The sequence below is a fragment of the Burkholderia sp. b14 genome, from assembly GCF_900156195.1.
Taxonomy (GTDB): Bacteria; Pseudomonadota; Gammaproteobacteria; order Burkholderiales; family Burkholderiaceae; genus Mycetohabitans.
In genome coordinates, this window is sequence record NZ_FTPJ01000002.1 from 463,216 (window position 1) to 480,618 (window position 17,403).

Consider the following 17,403-nt stretch of genomic DNA (forward strand, 5'->3'; position numbering starts at 1 on the left):
CGGACAGCGACGCGCGCAGGCCGCGTGAAGCGGCCTGCGCGTTAGGCGCGCTCCTCGAGCAAGTCGGCCATGTCGTCGGCATGCTCTTCCTCAACCGCCAGGATTTCCTCGAAGATGCGGCGCGTGGTCGGGTCCTTGTCGCCAATGTACTTGACGATCTCGCGGTAGGTATCAATCGCGATGCGCTCCGCAACCAGGTTTTCTCGAATCATCTCGGTCAGCGTCTCGCCTTCCACATATTCGGAGTGCGCGCGGCTGGCCAGCCCGGCTGGCGCAAAATCGGGCGACCCGCCTAACTGCACGATGCGCTGCGCAAGCTGATCCGCATGCTGCTGCTCCTCGGCCGCATGCTGTGCAAACTCGTCGGCCACCGCTTCCGAGTTGATCCCTTTTGCCATGAAATAATGCCGCTTATAGCGCAGCGTGCAGACCAGTTCCGTGGCCAGCGCGTCATTGAGCAGCTTTAGGATCGTGTCGCGATCCGCGCTGTAGGTCGACGTCACGGGACCCTCGTCCATATGCTGGCGAGCGCGCTCACGGATTGTCTCTAAGTCGAGTCTAAAAGTGTCTGTCATTGCAACCTCCATAAATAACTGTCATGTCCTTGTCACGCCGATCAGCAACCTGACGACAAACACGACAGCGAAACACAAAACAAGATTTTTGCGCGGTCTGCGCGCCACGCGTAGCCAAGTCGGTCAATTCCGATGCGCCGGCCATCACGACTGCAATAAGAAGCAACCGTGCTGTGGCGTGCAGCATCGCGGCACCTTTAGGCCCCGCATGACGCGCCCGCCGTTTGCGTGTGGCGGCTAGGTGATCTTCTTCGCGACAAAAATGCCGATCAGCAGGCACACCACGCACAGCACGACGAAGACGAAAAACAGGAATTTCGCAATCGCGGCCGCGCCCGTGGCAATGCCGCTGAATCCAAGCAATCCCGCGATGATGGCGACAATCGCAAAAAATAATGCCCACTTCAACATGATCGCGACCTCCATAGCAAGTGCCGGGATTCGGCAACGAGCGCAAGTAAAGCAAAGGCAATGCCAGAATTGTTGCTCGCTACCCCGGCAACGCACTGGCTGACAACACATTGTCCTCTCGAAATCAAGGGTTTAGAGCCGTTTACCGAACGGTGGCACGACGCACTGGTTGTAGGTTACCCAGACAAGTAGAGGCCGCCACTTTGTTTCATACAATAAGTAAGCCTTACTCCATTTAGCGTAAGCTCTACCCTAATTTACTGAGACTGAAACCGCTGGAGATGGGTGGTGCGACCTCAAAAAAATCACGCGACCCTAGATCCCATCCCACGTTATGGACGGCAAACGTCACGGACAGCGGCGTCAACATTACGGACGGCGGTTGCCAAACGCCCCTGAACCAGTGTATCGTGAACCTGCTACGCGGGGGTCCTGCTTGCGCACCATTGTCAAGCGGGTGAGAAACACCCTTTGAACCTGATCTGGGTAATGCCAGCGCAGGGAAGCGTCCGGGGTCGATCAACGATGGTCGCCGCATCCGCCCCGCTCCACCGCTTCTCTGGTCTCCCGTGTTCCGTTGCCCTTGCCCACAGGAGACATGCGATGGTTGCCAACCCAAAGTTTCTGTCCGAGTCCGCACGCGTGGACGATGCCGCGGTCACGCCGCTGCCGAATTCCCGCAAAATCTATGTGACCGGCTCCCGGCCCGACCTGCGGGTTCCGATGCGCGAAATCAGCCAGGCCGACACACCGACCGGCTTCGGTGGTGAGAAAAACCCGCCGATCACGGTCTATGACACGTCCGGCCCGTATACTGATCCCGACGCCAGGATCGACATCCGTGCCGGCCTGCCCGCGATGCGTGAGGCCTGGATCGAGGAGCGCGGCGACACCGAGCGGCTGAAAAGGCTCTCGAGCCAGTACGGCCAGGCCCGCGCGGCCGACCCGGACACCGCGCAACTACGCTTTCCAGGGCTACATCGCGCGCCGCGGCGAGCCAAAGCCGGCGCCAACGTGACCCAGATGCACTACGCGCGCCGCGGCATCATCACGCCGGAAATGGAGTTCATTGCGATCCGCGAAAACCAGCGTCGTCATGAGTATCTGGAGAGTCTGCGCGCCAGCGGGCCACAGGGCGCCAAGCTGGCCGAGCTGATCGGCCGGCAGCACCGTGGCAACGCATTCGGCGCGACGGCATTCAGTGGCACTCAGGCCCGCGAAATCACCCCCGAATTCGTGCGTGACGAAGTCGCGCGCGGTCGCGCGATCATTCCGGCCAACATCAATCATCCCGAATCCGAGCCGATGATCATCGGCCGCAACTTCCTGGTGAAGATCAACGCAAACATCGGCAACTCCGCTGTCACGTCATCGATCGGTGAGGAAGTCGACAAGATGACATGGGCGATCCGCTGGGGCGGCGATACCGTGATGGACTTGTCCACCGGCAAGAACATCCACGAGACGCGCGAGTGGATTATCCGCAACAGCCCGGTGCCGATCGGTACCGTGCCAATCTATCAGGCGCTGGAGAAAGTTCACGGCAAGGCGGAAGAACTGACCTGGGAAATCTTCCGCGACACGCTGATTGAGCAGGCCGAACAAGGCGTCGACTACTTTACGATTCATGCCGGCGTGCTGCTGCGCTATGTACCGATGACTGCGAGCCGCATGACGGGGATTGTCTCGCGCGGCGGTTCGATCATGGCCAAGTGGTGTCTTGCCCATCACCGCGAGAGCTTCCTGTACGAACATTTCGAAGACATCTGCGAGATCATGAAGGCATACGACGTGAGCTTCTCGCTGGGCGACGGGTTACGGCCGGGCTCGGTCTACGATGCAAACGACGAGGCGCAGCTCGCCGAACTCAAGACGCTGGGCGAGTTGACGCAGATTGCATGGAAGCACGATGTGCAGACGATGATCGAAGGTCCGGGGCACGTGCCGATGCAGTTGATCAAGGAAAACATGGATTTGCAGCTGGAGTGGTGCAACGAAGCGCCGTTCTATACGCTCGGACCGCTGACCACCGACATCGCGCCGGGATACGACCATATCACCTCGGGTATCGGCGCGGCGATGATCGGCTGGTTTGGCACCGCGATGCTGTGCTACGTAACGCCGAAGGAACACCTGGGGTTACCGAACAAAGACGATGTCAAGGAAGGCATCATCACGTACAAGCTTGCCGCGCACGCCGCCGACCTTGCGAAGGGGCATCCCGGCGCGCAGATGCGTGACAACGCGTTGTCGAAGGCCCGCTTCGAGTTCCGTTGGGAGGATCAGTTCAATCTCGGACTCGATCCGGACAAGGCGCGCGAATTCCACGACGAGACACTGCCGAAGGATTCCGCAAAGGTTGCCCACTTCTGCTCGATGTGTGGCCCACATTTCTGTTCGATGAAGATCACGCAGGACGTGCGCGAGTTTGCCGAGAAGCAAGGTGTTGGCGAAGTGGAGGCGCTGCGCAAGGGCATGGAAGTCAAGGCAATCGAGTTCAAGCAGTCGGGCGCCGAGATCTACCAGAAACAGTAAAGTAACATTTGCTTACAAAAGCGACGAATCGCCTACAAAGCCGTAACGTCTTGAAACGTATCGGTCGCGTACTATCGAATCAGGCCGACAATCAATACAATGAGGAGTCACCATCATGAATTCGGTTAAGCGTATTGGCGCCGCGGCGCTCGTCGCCGCGCTGCTGACGAGCTTGGTGGCGTGCGACGGGATGACCACACGCCAGCGCAACACCGCGATCGGCGCGGGCGTGGGCGGCGTCGCCGGCGCGGCAATCGGCGGCAACGCACTGTCGACGCTGGGCGGCGCAGCTGTCGGCGGCATCATCGGCAACCGGGTTGGCAAGTAAGGCTTCGTCGCGCGACAGGGACGCGGCTCGCGTGAGCCGCTGCGGAACGAGCCGGCAGGCGGCGCTTCCGCCGGCGGCACTTCTACCACCGCGCCGCTAGCCACCCCTGGCCGTCCCTCAGTCGCCCATCGGGGCGCACGCGGGCTCCGTCACGCCCGTCACGCTTATAAGGCGTGGCGGCGAACTACACCAAACAATATCTGTCCGGGGTGGACTCGTTGACCGTGGCGTGCGGCAGCATGGTCGGCGCGTCCATCGCCTTGTTGCCGCTGGCCGCGTGGGGCTGGCCTGCTGCCCCGGTCTCGACGCATGCGTGGCTCGCGGTACTGGCGCTCGGTGTCGCGTGCACGGGTATCGCGTACAGGCTCTACTTCCATTTGCTGGCCACGGCCGGCCCGGCCCGCGCGATGACGGTAACGTTCGTGATACCGGTGTTCGGTATTCTGTGGGGCGCGCTGTTCCTCGCGGAATCCGTGTCGATGCGGATGATCGAGGGATGCGGGGTCGTGCTGATCGGTACCGCGCTCGCCGCCGGCCTCATCAAGCGGTTACGCACGCAGGAATCGTAGCGCCTGGCGCTGGCTTGCCAATCCGCGACGGATCCTGTTGCGGTTGCGCGCCATGTTCGCCGTGGTGCCGGGCGCGCATCCGTATCATCGCGCAGATCGCATAGCCAAGCTTAACCGGATCCACTTGCGTGCGATATCCGGCAATCACGCCACTGGCCTCGAGCCTGCGGATCCGCTCGGATACAGCCGGCTGGCTCAGATGGACGCGCCGTCCGACCTCGGCATGCGAAATGCGGGCGTCTTGCTGCAGCAGTTCAAGAATCCGAAAATCATACTGATCGAGCTTGACATTCATGATGCTACGACTCAAAAGAAATGCTGACCGTCCGCCGGCCAGCAAGCATTACGTGCAAGGTACGCGCGAGCGAAGCGTCCAACATGGCAAGGTGCCGAGGAACATGATGCGACGTAGCGGCATGGCATGCATAGAAGGTATCATCGGCTATGAGGCCCTGGTGCGCTGCAACGTCAGCGCCGACGAAATCACCCGGGACGCGTTGCTGGCGCGGGCAATCCGGACCAGCTTCCATGATGCTATATCGGCTGAACTGGCCAGTAGGGGCAGACACTGAACCATGCACAAGCTCGTCGTTCCCGACCACGAAATCACCATGACGGCAGTGCGAGCGCAAGGCGCAGGTGGGCAAAACGTCAATAAGGTATCCAGTGCGATCCACTTACGGTTTTCGATTCGGTCTTCGTCGCTGCCCGAGGTTGTCAAGATGCGCTTGCTCGCGCTGAACGATAACCGTATTACGCGCGATGGGGTCATCGTGATCAAGGCGCAGTCCTACCGGACACAGGAGTCGAATCGTACCGAGGCGCTCGCACGCCTGCACGAGCTGATCGAACGCGCCAGTCTCTCCCGTCGACCCCGCCGGGCAACCCGGCCGACGCTGGCGTCGCGGATGCGCAGGCTCGACAAGAAGGCGCGCCATGGCCAAATCAAGGCCGGCAGACGGCCGGTGACCGACTAAGCTCCACAGGCGCTCACGACTTTATCGTGACGAGGCGGTTTCGCGCTGTGTACGCGCCGCCGCGTATCGTAACCGCGCCGACAGTCCGGTATCGCGGCGGGTCGGCGTGCCAATGGCCTGTGCCAGCACCGCACGCGTGCCAATAATCGCGATTTGAGCCCGTGCACGGGTCACAGCCGTGTAAATCAACTCCCGCGACAAAGCCCGGCTGAACGTAGGCGGCAACACCAGCGCAGCCCGTTCTAATTCCGAACCCTGTGACTTGTGGACCGTGAGCGCGAATGCCGTATCGTGCGACGGCAGCATTGCGGGCGACACACTCCGGCGCTGTCCAGCCCCCTGTTCGAAGACCACCCGCAGCGCGCCGTCGCCAGCCGGCAGCGCGATGCCGATGTCGCCATTGAACAGGCCGAGCGCATAGTCGTTGCGCGTGACGATGACCGGACGGCCAGCAAACCACCGGGCGGCCGGCGCAAATGGCAAGCGGGCGACCCGACGCAGTTCAGCACTGATCCACTCATTCAATGCATCGACACCGTGTGGACCGGCGCGAACCGCGCACAGCACACGGAATGCGTTAAGCGCGTCGAACAGCACACCGGCCTGCGGCTCGCGCCGCTGCAACATCCCAGCCAGCAGATCGGCATAGCGTGCGAAACCCCGCGCGATATATTCGCGTGCCGCGTGTCCGAGTGCCGGTCCGCCGTCATCGATGAAGTAGGCAGGCGCGCAATCGTCTGCCGCCTCGAGCACGCCGAGCGCGTCCGCCGGCGAACCGTCGCGGATTGCACTGGACAGCTGTCCAATCGGAGAATCAAGACCGAATCGATAGTTGGTCTGCAACCACACGACGCAATTGGCGAGCGCGGCGGGCTGTGCACTGTCGGCCGCGCTCGCCGTGTCGTTCGGCACCGGATCGATGGTACCCGCCCCATCCGCCGGATTGTCGTCGGCGAACAGATCGCGCTGTGCAGGCGCCGAGGGCGTCGTCGGCGTGTCAGGCGGCGCGGCCAACACGCCAAGCGTATCGAACAACGCGCGATAATCCGCCCGCTCCGGGAGCACATCCCCATCCGGTAGCAGATCAGTGTGTTCGCGTTGGGGCAGGCCACCGCGAACATGCCAGGCAAGCGCGTTGCGCAATGTGTTGGTCGTGCAGCCAAGCGCCTGCGCGATGCGCTCGGCGCGCTGGCCGACATAGCACGGATGGGCACTCAGTTCGGCGAACACCGCTCCCGCGTCGACCGCGGCCAATTGGTCCTTGTCGCCCAGTAGAATCAACCGAGCACGCGGTGCAACGGCGTCCACCAACCGGCTTGCCAGCGCGACGTCGATCATCGAAGCCTCGTCAACGACGATAACATCGTACGGCAAAGGATTGCGCCGATGGTGGCGAAAGCCCCTGTCCGGTGTGCTGCCCAGCAACCGATGCAGCGTATATGATGCGGTTGGCAGCTTGGCGGCGATATGGTGGGCCAACCGGTCTGTGCGGGACGCCAATGCCTCCAGCATGCGCTGTGCCGCCTTGCCGGTGGGCGCCGCCAGCGCGATGCGCAGGTCCGGTTTGGCATCGAGCAAACAGGCCAGCACGCCGACGACCGTGGTCGTCTTACCCGTGCCTGGCCCACCACTCACAATCGTCAGTTTCCCGGACAAGGCGACAGCCGCCGCGACGCGCTGCCAGTCGAGGCCGCTGCCGCTCGCCTCGCCGAAATAGCGGGACAACACGTTACGCCACCGCTGCGCGTCATCGGACGACGCATCATCAAATTCCGCTTGCGCACGTGCGCTCAGTGCATTGGCCAATCCACGCTCGAATTCGTAATAGCGTGCGAGATAGAGTCGGTCATCGGTATCGATCACCAGCGGCAAACGGGGCGCCGGCTCGTCATCGTCGATGCACGCGGCAACGCCGCTTGCGAGCAGTAACGCGCGGACTGTGTCGGGCGGCTGCCCGAGTTGCCGCGCGAGCGCTGCCAACTCGATGCAGACATGTCCGTTCGCAGTCGCCGCGCTGACCATCGCGGCGGCGGCCGCAGCGACGCGTGCATCGCCGGCGGCTGCTCCCAAGCGCTGCGCAAGCGCGCCGATCCGGCGCGAGAACCCCTGGGCCAGCATGATGTCAGTCATCACTGCTCTCCACCGAAGCCGGGCATGGTCCGTACCTCCTGAAATCAAGCATGGCTACCCCCCGCTGAAAACAGTGCGTCGAACGCCTCGACGACGGCGCGCGTCGGCCTGAATCGTTCGATGCCGGCACCAGGCCAATCCGGACGCACGCCTCGTAAAAATAGGTACAGGCTTGCACCAAAATGGGTGTCATAGTCGTAATCCGGCAGTCGCACCTTCAAATATCGGTGTAACGCAATCGTGTAGATCAACGCCTGCAGCCGGTATGCATGGGTGTCCATCGCGGCCGATAGCGCGTGCGCGCGATACGCGTGCGGCGAGTTGCCGAGATGGTTCGATTTCCAGTCGATAATCCAGAATCGGCCGCGGAACTCGACCACAGCATCGATGAACCCCTTCAGATAGCCGTGCAATACGCCATCGTCGAGAGCCACGCCGGCGATGCCGTGCTCCTCAAGCATTGTCGCAAGCCGGCGCATGTTGAGCGACGCAACCGGGAAGACAAATTCAAGCTCGGTCAACCGACGCGACGGATCCAGCTCGCCAAGCATGAAGTCCGCTTCGAGCGGAGTATGCGCAAGATCCCGCAACAGGCGCATCATCATGGCACTGAGCCGTTCCGTGCTCAACTCGCGCGAATGCACCGGCTGCTCGGTCAGCGCCCGCACGATGGCAGTTGGCCAGCTGGAAGGATCGCGCAGATCGGCAAGCTCCATCAGCCGATGCAGACAGTCGCCCGCGGCTGGCCCCCGGGGGAAACGCAGGATGTCGTCGTCATGTAGCCCAGTCAACGCGCTGTCCAGCATCGGTTCAGGTTCTGCTGCAATCGCCTGCGCATCAAACTGATCGACATCATCATCGTCGTCGTGATCGGGTCGCGCGTGCAACACATCGTCGATACCCGGTAACGGCCGCTGCCGCGCCGAGGCGAGCGAGCTAAAACTCGCGGTCCGCCAGGCATCGAAGAGATGGCGCGCCGGCACGCGTGGGCGCACGTCTACATGCGATGCATCAGGTGGAGGCAACGGATCACGCCGGGCCACGATCGGCAGCGGCACAACGACAATGCTATCCTCGTCACCCGGTAACGCGCGCCAGCATGCCGCCAACGCGGCAGCTTCAGGTGGTGCATCCAACCATGCGTCGAAATGCGACGATCCACCCGCAACGAGCCAGTTCAGCACACTTTGGCGCGCCTCCTTCGTCGATGCATGGGCGCCGCTCGCGTAGATCCCCGCAACGAGATAGCACCGATACACCGCACGCGTGAGCGCGACATAGATCAGGCGCGCACGCTCGGCCGCCTGTTCACGCATCACGCCTCGATCGATGCGCTGCGCGTCATCGCCGTCGCAGCCAAAGTGCAGCACGGCAAGTCCATCATCACGATGGTACTCGCGCGCCACCGGCAATGCAGTGGACGAGGGCCCTACACGTAATGCACCGTTGGTCAGGAACGGGCAAAACACCACGGGGTATTCGAGCCCCTTGGACTTGTGGACCGTCACAATCTGGACCAGGTCTCGGTCTGATTCGAGCCGCAATTGCGTCTCGTCGCCGATGCCGGGATCCGCGCGTTGCGCACTCAGCCAGCACAGGGTTGGCGCGATACCGGGGTGTTCGCTGTCACGAGCCTGAATCAGTTCGGCCAGGTGATTCACGTCGGTCAGCCGGCGTTCACCGTCGTCTGCTCTGGCCAGGCGCTGCGCAATGCGCAGTTCGCGCATCACGATGCGCCACATCGGCGCAAAGCCACGCTCGTGCCAAAGCAACCGATAGCCCGCAAACCGCTCCACCCACGATGCCGAATCCAGGTCCGATGGCACCGGCTCACATCGGCCAGCCACGGCAGCGGCTGGTTCACCTTGCTCGATGGCCCACAATGCCGCCGCGTCCAAACCGATCCAGTCCGTGGCCAATGCCGCCCGCAAGCGTCGCAAGTCACCTGGCGTGTCGATTGCCAGCAAGACGCGTTCGAATTGCTCCGCGTCGATCGACGCGAAAACCGAGGCTTGGGCAAGCTCCACGCTGCCGATGCCCCATCCGCGCAATACCCGTTTCATCAACATACCCTGCCGATGCGTCTGCACGAGCACGGCGATATTGGCCGGGGCGAGCGGCTCGGTGCCGATCGTCGCATCCCCTGCTCGCGCGTCGCGCATTAGCCGTGCGACCTCTGCCGCACACGCCTCGGCGGCTGCACGCTCGGCATCCCGCTTGCTCAGCGGCGCGTGGTCTGGCAGCCACCATACTCTTAGGGCCGCCCCACTGCCATCGGTTGCGCCGAGCGGATCGTGCCGGTCGGCAAATGTCGGTCGCGTCCTCATGCCGGCGCGCACTGGGTGATAGTAGAGTCCGCCTAGCACAAAAGCGCGCGGGTTGGCACCGAACAAGCGGTTGCACGCAGCGATCAGCGCGGGATCGGACCGTTGATTGACGGCCAACGTGTAGCGGGCGCTGGCATAAGCACGCGCGTCCAGGTACGTATGCAAATCGGCAGCACGAAAACTGTAAATCGCCTGCTTCGGGTCGCCAACGAGAAACAAGGGGCCCTTCGGCGCAAAAATCTGGTTAAAAATGGCAAACTGCAGCGGGTCTGTGTCCTGGAATTCATCGATCAGCGCTGCGGGATAGCGCTCACGCAACGCATCGGCGAGCCAACGGTGCGTATGCAGCGCACGATACAAATTGGCTAGCAGGTCATCAAACGACATGACCCGCGCAATGCGCTTGCGTTCGGCAACGCTCGGCGGCCCAATATGCAGCCACTCGCGCACCAACGCAAACCAACGACGCAGATGCATCGCCTGCTCTGCACGGAACGCGGCAACCAACGCGTCCGCGCAGTCGAAGAACGGGTGTGCCGGCGGCTGGCATTTGGCCTTGGTGGCAGCGGCCAGTGAGGACGAAGTCAACTTCAGCGCGTCCTTCGAAATCGGCGCATAACGGTCACCGCGCACAAAAAAGCGCTCCCACGCCGCCAGCGCGGCTTGCACCTGAGACGGCTTGTGCGTGCGCCGGTCCAACTGGAGGGCACAGTCGGCAAGCCGCTGCGCGATCTGCTCTCGCTCTTCACGCCATAGGTTGCCGGCGCGGTCAAAATGATCGATCGTCGTGTCAACCGTCGCATCACACGCCGGATCGGTCCATACGAGTTCGGCCAACGGCTTTTTTAGACGTTGCGCGAGCAGCGCCTGCAGCACCGCGGGCCCGGCGCCTTGCGAAACGAGCCAGTGTGCGAATCCCGGCGTGCGCGCCGCTTCCGGTTCAACGCGCTCGCGCCAGAACTGCGCGGCGACATCGAAGCGCAGCGCGGCGTCGTCGGCTTCGGTCTCGAGCGCGAACGGCATTGCAGCCGCAAACGGCGCTTCTTGCAGCGCACGTTGACAAAACGCATGAATCGTATGGATCGCGGCCTGATCAAAACCATGCAACGCGCGCCGGATCCGCTTCAGCGCGCGCTGTGTGGCCGTTTCCGGCGCGTCGCCATCAATAATCCGCCCGATTAGCCCGGTCACGAACGGGTCGTCCAGCGCGGCGCCATGCGCGAGCGCCTGCTCGAGTTGCATCAGGCGCGCTCGGATTCGCGCGTGCAGCTCCGCGGTGGCCGCTTTCGTAAAGGTCACGACCAGGATCTGGTCCGCTTGTAAGTCCTTTTCGAGCAACAGGCGGAGATAGAGCGCGCAGATGTTCCAAGTCTTGCCGGTGCCGGCGGAGGCCTCGATCTGCGTCACACCATCAAGCGCGCACGCGAAGACGTCGAGTTCAAGCACGTCGGAAGTCATCAGGCGTCCTCCGCCGGCTGTAGGTGCGCGAGCAGTGGTTCGAACACCGTCTTGGCAATGGCGACAAACGTGTCATCCAGTGTCATCGGCGTGCCGCGCAACACGAGCTGGATCGCCGGATCGTCGAGCTCGCCACCCGTACGTTCGTTCGACCACGCGTTGCGGGCGGCGGAGTCGCTTTGCGACACGAGTAACCAGGCGCTTTTTGGAAAGAAACGCAACGGCGCGCGTAACCCGGCACGATACAGCGCAAGCAACTCGCCCAGGTACGCGTGCGGGTCCCGTGGCGTCGTGAGCACGAAGCGCTCGTCGTCGCCGATCCACAGCGTCTGACGTGATGCTTGCGGACTTGCGGCACACCAGCACAGATGGCGCAACCACGCATCAAGGTAATCACGAGCGGTCGGCCTAGCATAGCGGTAGAGTACCAATTCGTTACGTGTCACACTGTCCAGCACGCCAGTCAACACCGTCGGCAACAACACCGTCTCGCGCCACGCCGGCACCCGGTCCAGCAACGTCGATACGGACCCGAGCCGTTCAGGCCAGCGCGGGGCAACGTGGATCGAAAATTCGGCAGGTTCGAGTTTAGTGCCGACCTGCCCCCGGATGTGCTCGGCCAGCTTGCTCAACGCCACCACCTCACGCTCGTGTATCGCGCGTCCGGTCGCACCTCCCGGCAATTCGGGAATCGCACGCGCGATTTCATGGGCCCGCTCGGCGTACGCCGATGACTCCACTAGCAACGGCAACAGGCGCCCGGCAAGCGCATCGCGTCCCGCATAATCGAACTCGTACGGCTCGGTGTCGGGCAATGGGGCCTGCGCGCGATGCAGCACGATGCCCAGTCGTTCGCGCAGCAGCGCGCGTTGCGGGTGGCGCCAGAATCGCACCAATTCGTCCAACCCGATCGTCTCGCGCATATCGGGGGGCAGCGCGTCGCCAAAAAACGGCTGCATGGCGTCCGCCTCCATCCGCTGTGTCGGATCGGCAAGCGCTGCGGCCACTTGCGCGCGATCTGCATCGTAGGTCAACAAAGGCCCCTGCATCGAAAAATACGACAGCGCGAACGGCTGCAACGGATGTTCCGTGACAAAACTGCGCCGCGCCAGTGCAATTTCGTCAAGACTTGCCCCTTCGCCCGCCTTCAACGACGCAAGGTGATCAAGCAACTCGGTCACCAGCGCCGATGGCGGCAACTCGGCGTTGTCGCAGATATTGCGGCCGGTATAGCTGAGCAGCACGGTATCGCGCGCCGCCAACATGAGGTCTAGGAACAGGTTGCGCTCGTCATCGCGACGTTGCCGGTCGCCGGATTGCGCAAACGAGGCCATCAGGTCGAACTCATCCGCGCGCGAGAGCGTGGGCAACACGCCATCGTCGATGCCAGCCACGCAGACGACACGGAACGGCACACCACGCAGGCTGGATAGCGGCGATACGGTCACCGCGCCAGACGGGACCCCGCCGCGCGCAGGATCGTCGAGCACGGACAATAAAGCCGTACGCAACACCGCCGCGGGCAACGGTGTATGTGGCGCGCCTGCTTCGATTTGCACGAAGAGCGCATCGAGCGCGTCGCGCAGCCCGCTCAATGAATCAGCATCCGGGCCGCGGGCATCAAAGAACTGGTCGAGCACGGCGAGCAACACATGACGCCACTGCGCAACCGTATGCGGTGTCGCGCACGCGAGCGCGAATGCATCGAGCTCGTCGACGAATTGCGCGAGCCGCCCAAGCAGCATGGCGTCGGCGCCGGTGGATGCCGCCACCGGCAACCAATCGCCGACAGGCAGAGCGTCATCCGGCATCGCGTAGCCAAGAAACAACCGCGTCAAGGCGTCAGCAAACGTATGGCGAGCGCGGGGCGCGTCAAGATCCCGCTGCTCACGCGGCGCGAACGAACGGCGCGCGCCGGCGTGCGCCAACCACCGTTGCACGGTGTCCAGCGCCACCGGGTCGATGTCATAGCGCGCCGCAATCGCGTCCACGCGCAGCCATTCGACTAGCGCGGACGCGTTGACGTCGCGCTCCGCCAGGGCCAGCCAGTCCAGCAGCGTGCGCGCGAGCGGATTGGCTTGAGACGGCGGCAAGCCGGTGACGCGATATGGGATGCGGCGCGGGTCGCCCGGCGGCACCGCGCCGAACACCGCGTCCACGATCGGCGCGGCGGCAATCAGGTCGGGCACCGCGATCAGTACGTCGGCCGGCGTCAAACTCGGATCCGCATCGAATTCGGCCAGCAGCCGGTCATGGAGTACCTCGAACTGCCGCGTCAGGCTGTGACAGACGTGAACTTCGATGCCATCGCGCGCAGGCGGTGGCGATGGCGACACCGGATGCTCGAGCGACAGGATTGCATTCTGTACGACGGCGAGCCAGCTGCACGCCGGGGCCTCGACGAATTCGCTGCTCTCGCCCGCCACCGCACCCTCGGTATGCTCATGAAGCAACGCGAGTTGCGCTTGCGTCTGCCGCCCCCACTCAGCCAGCAGTGGGTGCCCGACCGTCTGGTAGTCGAGTTGCCCCGCCGCATCCAACGCGTCGGCGCGCCGTTGCGTGACGATGTCGAACCAGTACTCACGGCATGGATTAAGTGCATAGATCCGTACATCGATCCAGCGCGACAACTCGCGCAGCAATTGCACATGCAGTGGTGGCATCGTCGGCAACGCGAACACGCTGACCTGCGCCGGCCAGTCCGCGCGCGCGACATCGTCCAGATCCAATTGCGATGCGATCGACAGAAACCGGTATGCGGGCGGCGACATCCGTTCGAGCGCACCGGCATCGCGTCCGCCGGCTAGTTCGTTTAGCACGTCGCGCCACAATTGTGCTTGCCAAGCCTCGTCGGCACGCTGTATCGGCGTCACGCCGGCAAGCCGTTGCGCGCCGTCCGGCTGGTGGCGCGGCGCGAAGATCGACTCGCCTGCCAGCCATTGGGCAAGCCAATGTGGACGATACGTTAGATAATGATCGAAAACGCAGGCAATGCGACGCGCCAGATCGAACATCATCGCAGGATCCGCCGCCGCCAGGTAGGCGTCCAGTCGCGTCAAGGGCGTCTGGCCGTCGCCATCGCACACCGTGCCGCGCTGCGCGAGCATCCGGTAAAGCCGCCATACGAGCCGCTCCGGCGCGAACGGCGATTCGCACGGCACGTCGATTGCTTCGACGCGCGCGATCTGTGCCCATAACCACTGCGCGAGATAGCAGAATTCGACATTCGCGCACAGGCCGAACCGGTCGGCGTAGTCCAATTCGAGCCGTCGGCGTACCGCGACATTCGGCACGATGATCGGCTGCGGCCGCCACAGGTCGCCGCCGATGCGCTCGAGGTCGTCCAACAGCGCCGCGGCAAGCGTCTCGTAGCGGTTTGAATAAAACAGTTCAAGCATGAAGCGGCGGATGAAAATCGCGACGCGCGACGGCCACATGGACGCCCCGTCGCCAGTGAAAGACCCAAGCATAACAAAGCGCCGGCCGCCCGCGAACCCGGCCGTTCGGCCTATTGTGCGTGACGGACCCGTGGCGTTACGCTGTCCCGGTACGTTAACGGGCTGTGGGCCGGAAGCCTAGCCGCCGGCACGCACGAGCATGACTTCAGGCGGCCGCAAAAAACATCGGCGAAGTGCGCTAGACTCGCAGCATTGTGTGCCCGCCCAAGTGTCGATGCGATATTCGATCGAAATCAAGAAATTTCTCTACAGTCAGTATTTCTACGGTGGGCTTCGGATCGCGACCGGCATCTCGTTGCCGGCCGTGGTATTGCTCGTCGTCTTTCACAATCGGGAGCTAGGCTTCACGATTTCGACCGGCGCACTGGGCGCATGTGTGGTCGACATGCCCGGGCCCCTGAAATACAAACACAACGAGATGCTCGCGTGCAGCGTGATCGGGTTCTTTTCGGCGCTGGCCACCGGCATCGCGACCGCTCACCCGCTATCGCTGTGGCTAACGGTCGTACCGTTGACTTTCGTGCTGTCCTTGATCGTCGTCTACGGGAACAAGTGGCCGCAGATCAGCTTCGCGACGCTATTCATGATGGTGGTGACGCTGGAGGAGCGCTTCACGCCGCTCCAGGCACTGGCCAATGCCGGCTGGATCCTGGCCGGCGGAATCTGGTACACGTACTGGTCGACGTTCGTGTCACGCTGGCAGACCCACCGGATCGAGCAACAGGCGATCGCCGAAAGTGTGTTCGCATGCGCCGACTACCTGCGCGCGCGCGCTCGTTTCTATGGTCCGGCGCATGATCTGGATGAGTGCAATAGGCAACTAGTCGACAAGCAGGTGCTGGCCGTAGACCGACAAGAGGCGGCGCGCGACATCGTACTGCGTAACCTGCCGAAGCTGCGCAGCGGGCAACTCGATGCACGCCGCACGATGTTGTTCAACTTGTTCATCAATACGGTCGACCTGCACGAGCTGTTCGTCGGTGCACACGTCGATCACGCGATGATCCGCGCAACCTTCGGCGGCTCAGACTTGATGGTATTTTTTTGCGATCTGATCAAGAAGGCCGCGTCCGACCTGGAAGACATTGGGCTAGCCGTGCTACAGGATCGCCCGTCGGCACAGCGAATCAACGCGAAGGCGGAACTGCGCGCGATCGAGTACGAGATCGAGCTGATGCGCAAAAAGGCATTGCCAACCACCAATCCGGAGGCGTACTCGACGATTGTGTCGGCATTCCGGCGCGTCTGGAGCGCACAGCGGCTAATCGAGCGCATGCACCGCAACACGCGCGTGGATATCAGCACGCAAGACACGGAGATGCGGATCGATCAGGCGCTGTCGCGCTTCCTATCGAGCCGGCGCGTGCCGTGGCTGCAGATCTTCTCGAATCTAACCATGTCCTCGCCCAGCTTTCGGCACGCGTTGCGCGTCACCGTTGCGGTGGCGATCGGCTTGTGGCTTGGCCGCCTGCTGCCGCTCACGAACGCGTACTGGATTGTGATGACGACCATCATCATCCTGAAGCCTGGTTACTCGCTCACCAAACAACGCAATACGCAACGGATCATCGGTACCACGATTGGCTGTGCGGCGAGCATCGCGCTGATTCTGTTCGTGAAGGAACCGCCGCTGCTGTTGGCCGTCATGTTCGCCAGCATGGTGATGAGCTACAGCCTGTTGCTGTTCAACTACACGGCCAGCGTCGTATTCACGTCGTCATATGTCCTGTTGATGTTCCACATGCTGGCACCCGGTAGTCTGCGCATCATCGGCGAACGTGCGATTGATACAGTGCTAGGCTGCGCGATTGCGATCGCCGCAAGCCACCTGTTTCCCTACTGGGAGTATCGGCTGATGGGCAAACTCGTCAACGGCTTGCTCAGCGCAACCCGGCAATATCTGGAAATCTGCTGGTATGCGGGCAAATCGGGGACCGCGGCCAGCAGCGTAACAGACCAGGCCAAGCCGCCCACTCCGGATCCGACCGCGCCGGCGGACAAGAAGGGTACGGGCAAGAAGGCCAGCGCGCTGGTTTCCAGCGCAACCGCACAACCAACGCCGGCGGCCAGCGCCGCCGCGTCGGCGATTGACAGCGACATTCGATACCGGCTCGCGCGTAAGAATGTGCATATTGCATTCGCCAACGTCGGGCAGGCGTTGCAGCGCATGTTGCTCGAACCGAAGTCCGCGCAACGCTATGTCGCTGAGTTGAACGACCTGTTGGTGCGCGTGCACGCGTTGACGGCACAGATCACGGCGTCCGCGCCGCTGATGATGACGCTGTCACAGTCACCGGCCCGTACGGCCGGGATCGTGGGCGCCACTGGATGGGGCACCCAGCCCGTACCGGTCGTCGATGCACAAGCGCTTGCGCCACTGCGCAAGGCGCTGGGCATCGTCCATGACAATTTGGTACAGGCCGAAGCGGGCGTCGCACCGCCCCCCGAGCAAACGAGCATCGTCAAGCAATTGAATCATGAGCTGGACCAAATGGTCGTCGACGCGGAACGCACGCGCAGCGAATCGTCCGACGTAGCGCAAGAGCTCAAGGGGTTGGCATACCAGTGTAAGCAGATGGTGGGCGCATCGTTTCTCATCCGCAAGGATGCAAGCGTCATCAAGCTGCCGACATAG

10 protein-coding genes, 1 pseudogene and 1 riboswitch are annotated in these 17,403 nt (G+C 62.8%); of the genes and pseudogenes, 5 read left to right on the forward strand and 6 right to left on the reverse strand.

Annotated features, from left to right (window positions below):
* Positions 1-41: 41 nt before the first annotated feature.
* Together B0B13_RS03270 and B0B13_RS03280 are read right to left on the reverse strand one after the other, a co-directional pair.
* Positions 42-575: a ferritin-like domain-containing protein gene (locus B0B13_RS03270; protein ID WP_233203373.1), complete on the reverse strand. Its 534-nt coding sequence runs from the start codon at positions 573-575 to the stop codon at positions 42-44.
* A 237-nt stretch (positions 576-812) separates the two neighbouring features.
* Entirely contained in the window at positions 813-986 is a 174-nt protein-coding gene (locus B0B13_RS03280) for a DUF1328 family protein (RefSeq protein ID WP_076794591.1), read from the reverse strand.
* A gap of 415 nt (positions 987-1,401) precedes the next feature.
* Positions 1,402-1,508, forward strand: a riboswitch (TPP riboswitch).
* A gap of 81 nt (positions 1,509-1,589) precedes the next feature.
* Between B0B13_RS03280 and thiC the strand changes: the two genes are divergently transcribed.
* The 3 genes and pseudogenes from thiC to B0B13_RS03295 all read left to right on the forward strand — a co-directional run.
* Positions 1,590-3,521: a phosphomethylpyrimidine synthase ThiC gene (gene thiC, locus B0B13_RS03285; protein WP_076794328.1), complete on the forward strand. Its 1,932-nt coding sequence runs from the start codon at positions 1,590-1,592 to the stop codon at positions 3,519-3,521.
* Between the two features lie 115 nt (positions 3,522-3,636).
* Positions 3,637-3,849, forward strand: coding sequence for a YMGG-like glycine zipper-containing protein (locus B0B13_RS03290; RefSeq protein ID WP_076794329.1), 213 nt, complete (start codon positions 3,637-3,639; stop codon positions 3,847-3,849).
* 170 nt (positions 3,850-4,019) lie between these two features.
* Positions 4,020-4,418, forward strand: a pseudogene (locus B0B13_RS03295) (DMT family transporter); the annotation flags it as partial.
* On the opposite strand, the gene B0B13_RS03300 reads toward B0B13_RS03295, so the two are convergent.
* Positions 4,390-4,713: an AsnC family transcriptional regulator gene (locus B0B13_RS03300; RefSeq protein ID WP_076794330.1), complete on the reverse strand. Its 324-nt coding sequence runs from the start codon at positions 4,711-4,713 to the stop codon at positions 4,390-4,392. The pseudogene B0B13_RS03295 and the gene B0B13_RS03300 overlap by 29 nt on opposite strands.
* A gap of 280 nt (positions 4,714-4,993) precedes the next feature.
* On the opposite strand from B0B13_RS03300, the gene arfB reads away from it, so the two are divergent.
* Positions 4,994-5,395, forward strand: a complete 402-nt coding sequence (gene arfB / locus B0B13_RS03310; RefSeq protein ID WP_076794332.1) for an alternative ribosome rescue aminoacyl-tRNA hydrolase ArfB — start codon at positions 4,994-4,996, stop codon at positions 5,393-5,395.
* A 21-nt stretch (positions 5,396-5,416) separates the two neighbouring features.
* Here the strand turns inward: arfB and B0B13_RS03315 are convergent, their stop codons facing one another.
* Genes B0B13_RS03315 through recC form a run of 3 tightly spaced genes read right to left on the reverse strand, consistent with a single transcriptional unit; the run spans position 5,417 to position 14,708 of the window.
* A complete protein-coding gene (locus tag B0B13_RS03315) occupies positions 5,417-7,525 on the reverse strand; it encodes an AAA family ATPase (RefSeq protein ID WP_237574088.1) in 2,109 nt (702 codons plus the stop codon).
* Between the two features lie 44 nt (positions 7,526-7,569).
* Positions 7,570-11,310 carry an exodeoxyribonuclease V subunit beta gene (recB, locus tag B0B13_RS03320; RefSeq protein ID WP_076794334.1) on the reverse strand — a complete coding sequence of 1,247 codons (3,741 nt, stop codon included), beginning with the start codon at positions 11,308-11,310 and terminating at the stop codon, positions 7,570-7,572.
* Positions 11,310-14,708, reverse strand: a complete 3,399-nt coding sequence (gene recC / locus B0B13_RS03325) for an exodeoxyribonuclease V subunit gamma (protein WP_076794594.1) — start codon at positions 14,706-14,708, stop codon at positions 11,310-11,312. The genes recB and recC overlap by 1 nt, the downstream gene beginning before the upstream one ends.
* A 274-nt stretch (positions 14,709-14,982) precedes the next feature.
* Here recC and B0B13_RS03330 point away from each other — a divergent pair, with 274 nt between their 5' ends.
* The gene (locus B0B13_RS03330; protein WP_076794335.1) at positions 14,983-17,403 is read left to right on the forward strand and encodes an FUSC family protein; all 2,421 of its coding nucleotides are present in this window, start codon (positions 14,983-14,985) and stop codon (positions 17,401-17,403) included.

Excerpts from the sequence above, each read along its gene's own strand:
- B0B13_RS03270 (WP_233203373.1), bottom strand. The coding sequence starts at position 575 with ATGACAGACACTTTTAGACTCGACTTAGAGACAATCCGTGAGCGCGCT.
- B0B13_RS03280 (WP_076794591.1), bottom strand. The coding sequence starts at position 986 with ATGTTGAAGTGGGCATTATTTTTTGCGATTGTCGCCATCATCGCGGGA.
- thiC (WP_076794328.1), top strand. The coding sequence starts at position 1,590 with ATGGTTGCCAACCCAAAGTTTCTGTCCGAGTCCGCACGCGTGGACGAT.
- B0B13_RS03290 (WP_076794329.1), top strand. The coding sequence starts at position 3,637 with ATGAATTCGGTTAAGCGTATTGGCGCCGCGGCGCTCGTCGCCGCGCTG.
- B0B13_RS03300 (WP_076794330.1), bottom strand. The coding sequence starts at position 4,713 with ATGAATGTCAAGCTCGATCAGTATGATTTTCGGATTCTTGAACTGCTG.
- arfB (WP_076794332.1), top strand. The coding sequence starts at position 4,994 with ATGCACAAGCTCGTCGTTCCCGACCACGAAATCACCATGACGGCAGTG.
- B0B13_RS03315 (WP_237574088.1), bottom strand. The coding sequence starts at position 7,525 with ATGACTGACATCATGCTGGCCCAGGGGTTCTCGCGCCGGATCGGCGCG.
- recB (WP_076794334.1), bottom strand. The coding sequence starts at position 11,310 with ATGACTTCCGACGTGCTTGAACTCGACGTCTTCGCGTGCGCGCTTGAT.
- recC (WP_076794594.1), bottom strand. The coding sequence starts at position 14,708 with ATGCTTGAACTGTTTTATTCAAACCGCTACGAGACGCTTGCCGCGGCG.
- B0B13_RS03330 (WP_076794335.1), top strand. The coding sequence starts at position 14,983 with ATGCGATATTCGATCGAAATCAAGAAATTTCTCTACAGTCAGTATTTC.